Annotated in this window: 9 protein-coding genes and 1 pseudogene; 7 read left to right on the top strand and 3 right to left on the bottom strand. The window is 75.4% G+C overall.

Annotation, left to right across the window (positions count from 1 at the left end; genetic code table 11):
• From LPA42_RS27320 to LPA42_RS27310, 3 genes and pseudogenes are all read left to right on the top strand, one after another.
• Positions 1 to 407, top strand: a pseudogene (locus LPA42_RS27320) (ATPase); the annotation flags it as partial.
• Between the two features lie 210 nt (positions 408 to 617).
• A complete protein-coding gene (locus tag LPA42_RS27315; protein ID WP_228986953.1) occupies positions 618 to 1,259 on the top strand; it encodes a sigma-70 family RNA polymerase sigma factor in 642 nt (213 codons plus the stop codon).
• Between the two features lie 82 nt (positions 1,260 to 1,341).
• Positions 1,342 to 2,292 (top strand): hypothetical protein, encoded by a 951-nt coding sequence (locus tag LPA42_RS27310; RefSeq protein ID WP_077937319.1) that lies wholly within the window; start codon positions 1,342 to 1,344, stop codon positions 2,290 to 2,292.
• Here LPA42_RS27310 and LPA42_RS27305 read toward each other — a convergent pair.
• Positions 2,289 to 3,977, bottom strand: coding sequence for a ricin-type beta-trefoil lectin domain protein (locus LPA42_RS27305; RefSeq protein WP_228986952.1), 1,689 nt, complete (start codon positions 3,975 to 3,977; stop codon positions 2,289 to 2,291). The two genes, LPA42_RS27310 and LPA42_RS27305, sit on opposite strands and share 4 nt — an antisense overlap.
• A gap of 299 nt (positions 3,978 to 4,276) precedes the next feature.
• Between LPA42_RS27305 and LPA42_RS27300 the strand changes: the two genes are divergently transcribed.
• The 4 genes from LPA42_RS27300 (at position 4,277) to LPA42_RS27285 (ending at position 7,660) form a co-directional block, all read left to right on the top strand.
• On the top strand, positions 4,277 to 4,987 hold the full coding sequence (locus tag LPA42_RS27300; RefSeq protein WP_077937321.1) for a ThuA domain-containing protein: 711 nt from the start codon (positions 4,277 to 4,279) through the stop codon (positions 4,985 to 4,987).
• Entirely contained in the window at positions 4,957 to 6,066 is a 1,110-nt protein-coding gene (locus LPA42_RS27295; RefSeq protein WP_077937322.1) for a Gfo/Idh/MocA family protein, read from the top strand. Before LPA42_RS27300 ends, LPA42_RS27295 begins: the two co-directional genes overlap by 31 nt.
• A gap of 159 nt (positions 6,067 to 6,225) precedes the next feature.
• Positions 6,226 to 6,831, top strand: coding sequence for a YdeI family protein (locus tag LPA42_RS27290; protein WP_077937323.1), 606 nt, complete (start codon positions 6,226 to 6,228; stop codon positions 6,829 to 6,831).
• A 79-nt stretch (positions 6,832 to 6,910) separates the two neighbouring features.
• Positions 6,911 to 7,660, top strand: coding sequence for a cyclopropane-fatty-acyl-phospholipid synthase family protein (locus LPA42_RS27285; protein WP_077937324.1), 750 nt, complete (start codon positions 6,911 to 6,913; stop codon positions 7,658 to 7,660).
• A gap of 56 nt (positions 7,661 to 7,716) precedes the next feature.
• Here the strand turns inward: LPA42_RS27285 and LPA42_RS27280 are convergent, their stop codons facing one another.
• Positions 7,717 to 9,531, bottom strand: coding sequence for a cell wall metabolism sensor histidine kinase WalK (locus LPA42_RS27280; RefSeq protein ID WP_228986951.1), 1,815 nt, complete (start codon positions 9,529 to 9,531; stop codon positions 7,717 to 7,719).
• The gene (locus tag LPA42_RS27275; RefSeq protein WP_077937326.1) at positions 9,528 to 10,217 is read right to left on the bottom strand and encodes a response regulator transcription factor; all 690 of its coding nucleotides are present in this window, start codon (positions 10,215 to 10,217) and stop codon (positions 9,528 to 9,530) included. The genes LPA42_RS27280 and LPA42_RS27275 overlap by 4 nt, the downstream gene beginning before the upstream one ends.
• Between the last annotated feature and the right edge of the window lie 57 nt (positions 10,218 to 10,274).

The raw sequence follows: 10,274 nt of genomic DNA, 5'->3' as shown, positions 1-10,274 counted from the left end.
TGGTCAAGCTGATGGAGGACCACCGCGACGAGGTGGTGGTGATCGTCGCCGGGTACGAGGCGGAGATCGAGCAGTTCCTCGCCGCGAACGCCGGACTGGCGTCCCGCTTCTCGCGGCGGATCCACTTCGCCCCGTACACGGCCGACGAGCTGGTCGCCATCTTCGAGGGCATCGCCCGGGCCGGCGGCTACGACTGCCCCGGGGACACCCTGACGGCCCTGCGCCGGCACTTCGAGCAGGTGCCCCACGGCCGGGCCTTCGGCAACGGCCGGTACGCCCGCCAGGTCCTCGACGAGGCGGTGACCCGGCAGGCGGGCCGGCTACGCGGCCTGACCGGGCCGACGGTGGCGGACCTGCGTACGCTGCGCGCCGAGGACGTCACCCCCGCGGCGGCCGCCCATGTCTAGCCGGTGGCGGACGCCGTGACCGCCGCGCCACGGGTGCGGCGGTCCGGCCGCGCCCACGGGACCCGACCCCGCCGCCCGTCACCGGGCGACAGCAGCGAAGGGCCGTCGGCGGGCTACCCGTATGCTCTCCTGAGTCGCCGTGTGATCGATTGTCCTAATGCGCCTGCGCAGCCGGTCACGCGGACGGTGAGTGTGCTGGGGAGGCGCCGGGTGGCAGGTCTTTCTCGCGTGCCGGACGCGGAAGCGCCGGGCGGGGCCGGCATCGAGGTGGTCGCAGGCGACACCCGGGTCGACGACCGGGCTTCGTCTCCGGCTGACGTCGAGGCCACGTCGTCGGCGGCGCACCTCCCGCCCGACGCGCGGCTGCGGGCGCTGCACGACGCCCACGCCGATCCGCTGTTCCGCTTCCTGCTGCGGCTGGCTCTCGGTGAGCGGCAACTCGCCGAGGACCTGCTCCAGGAGACGATGGTCCGGGCCTGGCGCAACATCGACAACCTCGCCGTCGACCCGGAGACGCAGCGGCGCTGGCTGTTCACCGTGGCGCGCCGGGTCGCCATCGACGTGGCGCGGGCCCGGCAGGCACGCCCGGCCGAGGTCGGCTCGCTGGACCTCAACCGGATGCCGGCGACCGGCGACGTGGCCGAGGGCGTGGTGACCACGCAGACCATCCGGGACGCGTTGCCGAAGATCAGCGTCGAGCACCGCCGGGTCGTGGAGGCCGTCTACTTCCGGGGGCTGTCCACCGCCGAGATCGCGGCCGCGTTCGGCATCGCCGAGGGCACGGTCAAGTCCCGCGCCTACTACGCCCTGCGCGCGTTGCGCGCCGTCATCGGGACGGTCGACGGTGCGTGAGGCGTCCGCCGCCACCGCGATGGCATACGATTGCGGCGGCAGAACCGCGAGGCGCTGCCTCCCCGAGCAGAGCTGACGGACCATGACCGACCTCCGAAGCGACAGCGACGCCCCCGGTCCGGTGGCCCACGCCCCACTGGAGTTGTGCGCCCCCTACCTGTGGGGTGACCTCGACCCGCAGGGCGAACAGGACTTCGAACGTCACCTCGGGACGTGCTCCCTCTGCCTGGACGAGTGCGACCGGCTGGGCCCGCTGGTGACCGCGTTCTCCGGGCTCACCAGCGCCGAGGCCGCCGAACTGCTCGCGGTCGGTTCCGCGCCCGCCCCGGCCGAGGAGCCGGCCCCGCCCGCCGTGGCCCGCGCCGACCAGGAGCCCGCCGCCGGCACCGACTCCACCCGTGCCGCCGAGCCCGCCGCCGGCCCCGGTTCCGCCCGGGCCGCCGGCACCGACCCCACCCCGCCCGCCGGGCCGACCGTCGAGCCGGATCCCGGCGGGGGCACGGGTCGGAGCCGGCCGGGCCGCCGCCCGGCGGGCGCCACCGGTCCGGCGGGGCGGGGTCCGGCCGGACACGCCCCCGACCGGGCCCGGCGTGGCCGCCGGCTGTGGCTCGTCGCCGGTGGGCTCGCCGTGGTCGCGGCGGTGTCCCTCGGCGTCTCCCTCGGCCAGCGCTACGCCGGCAGGGCCCCCGAGTCCGGCCCGGCCACCGTCAACCCGGTCAACGCGGGCGTGACGGTGGAGGGGGTCGGCGCCACCGCGCGGCTCTCCGTCACCGTCTCGGCCCGCGCCGACCGGCCCGGCCCGGTCGCCGACGTGCGGGCCACCGTGGTCGGCCTGACCGCCGGGGTCGAATACCGCCTCTACGCGGTCGCCGCCGACACCCGGACGCACCAGGTGGCGCGGTGGACGGCGACGGCCGGGACGCAGGAGGTCACCGGCGAGATCGCCGTCCCCGTCGCCACCCTGGCGTTCTTCGCCGTCGCCGACGCCGACGGCACGGCCGTGGTGTCGGCGCGCCTCGGCGCCCCCCGCTAGCCGCGCACCTTCGTCCACTTCTGGTTGGCCCCGCCGCTGCACGTGGCCAGCTGCAGGCCGGTGCCGTTGGCGGTGGACCAGTCCCGCACCTCGACGCACCTGCCGACGACCGAGTTGACCAGGTCACCGGAGGGGTTGACCCAGAACTTCTGGGCCCAGCCGCCGTTGCAGGTCGCGAGCTGGACCCGGGTGCCGTCGGCCGTGGCGGCGTCCGCCAGGTCGATGCAGAGCTTGCCCATGCGGACGGTCCCGTCGCCGCCGAACGTCCACTTCTGCCGGGTCGAGCTGCCGCAGCCCCAGAGCACGAGCTGCTGGCCGTCGGCGGCCGTGGGCGCGTGCACGCACTTCCCGCCGTACCCCTTGATCTGGTAGCTGGTCGCCGCGGGTGCCGCGGTGGTCGCCCGGGGGGTCGTCGGGGTGGGGCGGGGGGCCGCGGGCGTGGTCCTGGTCGTCGCGGCGGCCGGGCGGGACGCGCCGCCGCCCGCATCGGGCCTGCGGGTGGGCAGTGCCAGCGCCGGTCCGGTGGGGACGGCGGGCGCGACGGTGGGGCGCGGCGACGGACGGCCACCCAGGCGCGGGTCCTGGGCGTAGAAGGCGGCGTAGGCGAGCACCCGGCCGGCGTGCTGCTCCACCGTGGACAGGTTGGGTGCGCCGCCGGCCTGCACCCCCGGGCCCCACTGGAAGGTGGCCAGCGCGATCGGGTACGGGTCGGCGGCGAGCCCGGCGAGGTCGGTGGTGAGGGCGCACATCGTCCGGGCGAGGGTGGGGATCGCCGCCGCCGGCTCCCACGGCGACTGCCCGGCGGTGGCGTACCGGCTCCAGAGCGTGGGGAGGAACTGGGCGACGCCCTGGGCCCCGTTCGCGCCGAGCAGGTGCGGGTTGAACCCCGACGCCGCCATCAGCTGGCCGGCGATCTTCGCCGCCGTCACCGCCGGGCAGACCTTGCCGGCGGCGAGGATCAGCTCCAGGTGCTCCTGGGGGATGGCGCGCGGCGCGCTGCCGGCGGCCGGCGCCGGCTGGGCGGCGGTCGGCGGGCCGGCGGCGGCGTCGCGGTCGAAGTCGGGCTGCCGGGAATACCACGCCGTGTATCCGGCGACGGTGCGCACGTACGGGGCCGCCGCGTCGGGGATGCGCCGGTCGGCCTGCACGACGGAGAACCCCGAGTGGTGGGCGGCGAGCGCCAGCTCCCACGCGTCGCCGTCGATGTCGCCGTGCCGGAGCTGCCCGACGAGGTCGCACATGTGGTGGGCGAGCGCGACGATGTTCGCCGCGACGTCCAGCCGGGGCGCGTCGGGCCAGGGACGCCAGCGCTGCCAGACCTCGTCGCTCAGGCCGGCGACCCCGGAGCCGCCGTTGCCGGTGCGCGCGTCGGGCTCGAAGCCCGACGCGGCCATGAGCTGGCCGGCCAGGCGCGGGGCGGTGAGCGTCGGGCAGGAGAGCGCGGCCTGGGCGATCATCTGCGCCTGGTCGGCGGGGACCGGCCTGCCCTCGCGCACCGTCTCGGCGGTGGCCGTGCCGAAGCCGGCGCTCGCGGCGAAGCCGGCCAGCACGGCGAGGGCCAGCACGAGGACGCCGGCGGCGATCCGGGTGACCAGCGGCGGGCCGGGGAGCCGGGGCATCCGTCGCCGCAACGCACCGACGAGCCGTCCCAGGCGCTGGCGGTAGGGCTTGGAGGTCAGTGGCACCGTGGCGCTCCTCGGCAGGCTGCGGATTCGACCCCTCAACGGGCTGAACCGGTCGACGGTTCAGTCAGATCAGGAAGGAGTTTGCCCGCAGGGCCGGTACGCGGCAACCGCGCTGGTGGACCGGGGTGACCGGCCTCGGGCGCGCCCCGGACGGCCGAGGTCATCCCGACCGCGCCCCGAACCCGGCCGGTGCCGCATCCACCGTCGAGTGAGTACGGTTGCGCGACGGGCACAGGCATCGGGGCGTCCCGCCGGGCCGGCGTCGGCGGGCGGGGCGGCGACCCGGGGAGGGAGCGAGGATGACGCGGCGCAGAGCGCTGGTGGTTCGGGGCGGATGGGAGGGGCACGAGCCGGTCCGGGCGACGGAGTTGTTCCTTCCGTTCCTTGAGCGCAGCGGCTACGCGGTGCGGATCGAGGAGTCGACGGACGTCTACGCCGACGCCGACGAGATGGCCGGCACCGACCTCGTGGTGCAGTGCGTGACGATGTCGCAGATCACCCAGGAGCAGGTGGCGGGCCTGTGCGCGGCGGTCGTCGCCGGGACGGGGTTCACCGGCTGGCACGGCGGCATCGTGGACTCGTTCCGGATGTCGTCCGACTATCTGCACCTGGTGGGCGGCCAGTTCGCGACCCATCCGGGCAAGGAGCCGTGCGAGCGCCGCGGTGGGGCGGAGGACAACTTCCTCCCGCACACGGTACGCGTCACCGACCTGGGGCGGCAGCATCCGATCACCGCGGGGATTCCGGACATCGAGCTGGTCACCGAGCAGTACTGGGTGCTGCACGACGACCTCATCGAGGTGCTGGCCACCACCACCCACCCGGCGCAGCCGTGGCAGCCGTGGCACCGGCCGGTCACCTCGCCGGCGATCTGGACCCGGCAGTGGGGCGCCGGGCGTGTCGTCGTGACGACCCCGGGGCACAGCCTCGACGTGCTGGAGCACCCGAGCATCCGTACCGTCATCGAGAGGGGGATGGTGTGGGCGACCCGCACCGCGTCGGCGTCGTAGGGCTCGGGGTCATCTCCCGCGCCTACCTGGACACGCTCGCGAACCACCCGGCGGTGGACATCGTGGCGGTGGCCGACCTCGACGCCTCCCGGTCCGCCGCGACCGCCGCCGGGCTTCCCGGAGCCGAGGCGGTGACCGTCGAGCGCCTGCTCGACCGCCCCGACGTGCAGACGGTGCTCAACCTCACGATCCCCGCGGCACACGCCGAGATCTCCCTCGGCGCGATCGACGCGGGCAAGCACGTGTACGTCGAGAAGCCGCTCGCCGCCACCTTCCCGGACGGCCGGGCGACCGTCGACCGGGCCGCGGCGGCCGGCGTCCGCGTCGGGTGCGCGCCGGACACCGTCCTGGGCACGGGCACGCAGACGGCGCGCGCCGCCATCGACGGCGGGCTCATCGGCCGCCCCCTGTCCGCGTCGGCCGTCATGGTCACCCCGGGGCACGAGCGCTGGCATCCCCACCCCGACTTCTACTACGCCCCGGGCGGGGGGCCGCTGCTGGACATGGGGCCGTACTACATCTCGGCGCTCGTCCACCTGCTCGGGCCGGTCCGCGCGGTGCACGGAGCCGCCAGCCGGCTGCGTCCCGAGCGCGTCATCGGCTCGGGCCCGCGCCTCGGCCAGCGGGTTCCGGTGCTGGTGGACACCCACGTCACCGGCGTGCTCGAACACGCCGACGGCGCCCTGTCCACCCTCACCACGAGCTTCGACGGCGTCGCGACGACGGCCGCGCCGATCGAGGTGCACGGGGAGACCGGCACGCTCGCCGTGCCCGACCCGAACTACTTCGACGGCGAGGTCCGGCTGTTCGCGCTCGGCGGCACCGAATGGCAGGTCGTGCCACCGGGGGCCGGCTACGTCGACGGTTCCCGGGGCGTCGGCCTGATCGACGCCGTCACCGCCGGGGGTCGGCGTCCGCCGCGGGCCGGCGGCGACGTGGCGCTGCACGTGCTCGACACGATGACCGCCCTGCTGCGGTCGGCGGCCGAGGGCCGGCGGATCGAGCTGACCACGGTCGTGGAGCGGCCCCCGCTCGTGCCGCTCACCCCGGCCGAACAGTGGCGGGCATACCAGGCGTGACACCGCGCGCAGTCAGTCGGGCAGCTTCGCCGTGAGCTGCATCAGACGTGCGGCGTGCTGCGGGTCGAGCGTGGGAATGTCGGGCGGAAGCCGCTGGTGGCGGTCGATGGCCGGCAGGGTGCGGCCACCGCCACCGCCGCAGCGGGCTAACCTGCCGTCATGGCGAGTGCCGAACTGGACGAGTTGATCGTCGCGGACTCCGACGCGCTGCGCGCGTGGCTGTCGGCCCACCACGCCACGTCGCCCGGCGTCTGGCTCGCCCTGACCCGCAAGGGCGGCACCGTCACCACGCTGACCTGGCAGCAGGCGGTCGACGAGGCCCTGTGCTTCGGCTGGATCGACGGGCAGGCCCGCAAGCGGGACCAGGAGAGCTCCTGGATCCGGTTCACCCCGCGCCGGCCCCGCAGCGTCTGGTCGCAGCGCAACGTCGCCCACGTGGCCCGGCTGGAGGCGGACGGGCGGATGCTGCCCCCGGGCCGCGCGGCGGTGGAGGCCGCCAAGGCCGACGGGCGGTGGACGGCCGCCTACGCCCCGTCGTCGGAGGCCGAGGTGCCGGCCGACCTCCTCGCCGCCATCGCCGCCGACCCCGCCGCCCAGGCCATGTTCGACGTGCTCACCAAGGCCAACCGGTTCGCTCTCGTCTACCGCCTCAACGCCGTCAAGCGCGCGGAGACCCGCGAGCGGAAGATCGCCGAGTTCGTCGCCATGCTGGCCCGCCACGAGACGCTCCACCCGCAGAAGGCCAGGCCGCTGAGCCCGCCGTGACCGGTCCGCCCGTGGCGTCGCCGCGCCCGGCCCGACAACCCCGGTGCGGGGGGCGACCGGAGTCGTGTTGACTCGGGCGGTGGATCGTCAACGGCTCAGCAGCATCGCGCACTCGCGCCACCCGATCGCGGCCCCGATCTTCGGCGTCAACGTCAACCGGCTCCTGCGCCGGGCGGGCCGGCAACCGACGGCCCGCGTCCTCGACCTCGGCTGTGGCGAGGCGGCCTGGGCGCTGCAGGCCCTCGCCCACTATCCCGACGGGCACGCGGACGGCGTGGACGTCAGCGCGTACGCCCTCGAACGCGCCGCCGGCGCCGCCGACGCGCGCGGCCTCGCGGACCGGCTCACCCTGCACCGGCGCGACGCACGGACGTACGTGCCCGACGGCGACTACGACCTGGTGCTGTGCGTCGGCTCGACCCACGCGTTCGGCGGGTTCGGCGGGACGCTAAAGCTGGCCGGCCGGCACGTGAACGCCGACGGCGTCCTCCTGGTCGGCGAGGGGTTCTGGCAGGTCCCACCGACCCCGCAGGCGCTGGCGGCGCTCGGTGCGAAGCCCGAGGAGTTCACCGACCTCGCCGGCCTGGTCGACGCCGCCGAGCGGGCCGGCTGGACGCCGACGTACGCCCACGTCAGCGACGCCGCCGAGTGGGACGACTACGAATGGTCGTGGATCGGCTCGCTCACGGAGTGGGCGCTGGACAACCCCGGCCACCCGGACGCGGCCGAGGCGCTCACCGCTGCCCGGGAGCACCGCGACCAGTGGTTGCGCGGATACCGCCACGTGCTGGGTTTCGTGACGCTGGTGCTGCGCCGCGGCGGGCGGTGAGCACTAAGCCCACCCTGCGGCCGGTCCGGCGGCCCGACAGGCGCCGCCCCGCTCCGCTACCGCCCGGCGACGGGACGGCGGTGACCGGCGGCCGCCGGCTCGGCGATCGGCAGCCGGATGGTGAAGGTGCTGCCCCGGCCGAGGACGCTCTCGAGGCCGATCGTGCCGCCGTGGGCCTCGGCGAGCTTGCGGGCGATCGACAGGCCGAGCCCGCTGCCCCCGGTGCTGCGGGCCCGCGAGTCGTCGGCCCGCCAGAACCGGTCGAAGACCCTGGCCTGGTCGGCGGGCGCGATGCCGGTCCCGGTGTCGGACACGGCGATGGCGACCTGGTCGTCGTGCACCGCGCACCGCACGGTGACCGAGCCGCCGGCGGGGGTGTGCCGGACCGCGTTGGCGACGACGTTGCCGACGAGCTGCCGCAGCCGGGCGCCGTCGACCGGCAGCTCCGGGTCGGCGAGCAGTTCGGTGCCCAGCCGCACCCCGGCGGCCTCGGCGGCGCCCCGGTGCGCCTCGACGACCTGCTCCAGCAGGTCCGCCACGAAGTGCGGCTCGCGGTGGATGCGCAGGTCACCGGCGTCGGCGGCGGCCAGGTCGCGCAGGTCGTCGATGATGTGCTGCAACAGCAGCGCCTCGTCGAGCAGCAGGCTGAGCAGTTGCGCGTCGGGCTGGGCGAGGCCGTCCTGGGCGGCCTCCAGCCAGCTGCGGATGTTGGTCAGCGGCGTACGCAGCTCGTGCGCCACGTCGCTGACCATGCTCTTGCGCAGCGCCTCGGTCTGTTCCCGCCGGGCGGCGAGGTCGTTGAGGGCGGTGGCGAGCAGGCCGATCTCGTCGCGGGTGGTCACGGGGACCCGGGCCTGTTCGTCCATCGGCCGCCGGGTGGCGTCGGTCAGCGCCCGCAGCGGCCGGACCAGCCGCCGCCCGACCAGGACGGTGATCAGCACGGTGGCGGCCAGCACCGTTCCCGTCACCTGGGCGATGCGGATCGCGTTGTCCCGGGACAGGTTGAACACCGGTTCGGCGGTGCCCTGGGCCTCGTCGGTCACGAAGAGCAGGGCCGGCGGGGCCACGTACGACCTGAGCTGGGCGAGCCGCGCCTTCTGCAGGCAGGCGTCGGTCTGCCGGTCGACGCGGGCGTCGCCGCTCGGGGTCGCGGTGCGGTCCGCCCTGATCGTGACCCGGTCGGGCATCCCCGCCTCGCGCAGGCAGGTCTTCGTCGCGGTCCTCAGCTGCGCGATCCCCTTGGCCTCGCTCGGCAGCGGCTCGGCCAGCTCGGTCGGCAGGCAGAAGCCGGCGACGTCGCGCACGTCCGGCCCGTTCACCTGCACCGACGCCCGCCCGCCCGGGCCGACGACGACCTTGCCGTCCAGGGTGGACTCGCCGCGGATGCAGCCGAGCCACCGGGTGGCCAGCGCCCGGCTGAAGGCACTTTCCTGCGTCGTCAGCACGTACGGCCCGAGCGCGCGCGGGTCGATCCGCTCGGTCCCGCCGGTCAGGCCCAGGTCCACCTGCAGCGGGTCGACGGTCGCCGACGGCCGCGCCGCGTGCAGCGACGGGCCCTGCGGCGCGGTGTCGGCGATGACCTGCCGGTCGGGGGTCATCAGGGTGATCCGCCGTTCGAGCTTGCCGGCCCGCTCGGCGAGCACGGGGGCCACCTGCGACCAGTCCCGGTGGGTGGCGGCGTAGCCCAGCATCGTGTCGTAGATGCTCTTGTCGTCGGCGAGCGAGCGGCCCTGCTCCTGCCGGATCGCCCGGGTCGTCGACTGCACGGCCAGCCAGGTGGTCGCCAGGATCGCGCAGACCGCCACCAGCAGGGAGGTGGCCAGCAGCCGCACCACCAGACTGCGGTGCGGCGGCACCCGCTGCCGTCTCACGGCGCCCCGGGGCTGAGCTTGTAGCCGACGCCGTAGACGGTCAGCAGTTGCTGGGGGCGGCGGGGGTTCAGCTCGATCTTGCGGCGCAGGTTCATCACGTGTACGTCGATGGTGCGCTCGGTCGACTCCCGCTCGACTCCCCGGGTGTGTTCCAGCAGTTGGCCACGGGTGAACACCCGCCCCGGCTGGCGGGTCATCGCGGCCAGGATCGCGAACTCGCCGGCGGTGCAGTCGACCGGGACGCCACCGGCGGTCACGGTGTGCCGTGGCTCGTCGACGGTGAGCCGCCCGACCCGGTGCACGGGGGAGTCCTGCCCCGTCGTCCGGACGCGCCGCAGCAGCGTCCGGATCCGGGCCACCAGTTCCCGGGGGCTGAACGGCTTGGTCATGTAGTCGTCGGCGCCCAGGTCCAGGCCGCGCAGGAGGTCGTCCTCGCTCGACCGGGCGGTCAGCATCAGCATCAGCACGTCCGACTCCTGCCGGAGGATGCGGCAGACCTGCATGCCGTCCAGCCCCGGCAGCATCACGTCGAGCACGAGCAGGTCGAACGGCTGCTGCCGGGCCTGCCGCAGCGCCGCCTCGCCGTCGTGCACGACCGTCGCCTCGTGTCCCTCCGCGGCCAGGTAACGGCGCAGCGCCTCGGCCTGCCGCCGGTCGTCCTCCGCGAGCATCACCTGTGCGCACATGGTGGGGACTATAGGTCAGGCGTCGGGCCCCGAACCGGCTGCGACCTCGGCCGCGAC

Origin of the sequence: Micromonospora sp. DH13, assembly GCF_020873825.1 — a bacterium.
Taxonomy (GTDB): Bacteria; Actinomycetota; Actinomycetes; order Mycobacteriales; family Micromonosporaceae; genus Micromonospora; species Micromonospora haikouensis.
This window is presented reverse-complemented; position numbering and strand designations above follow the sequence as displayed.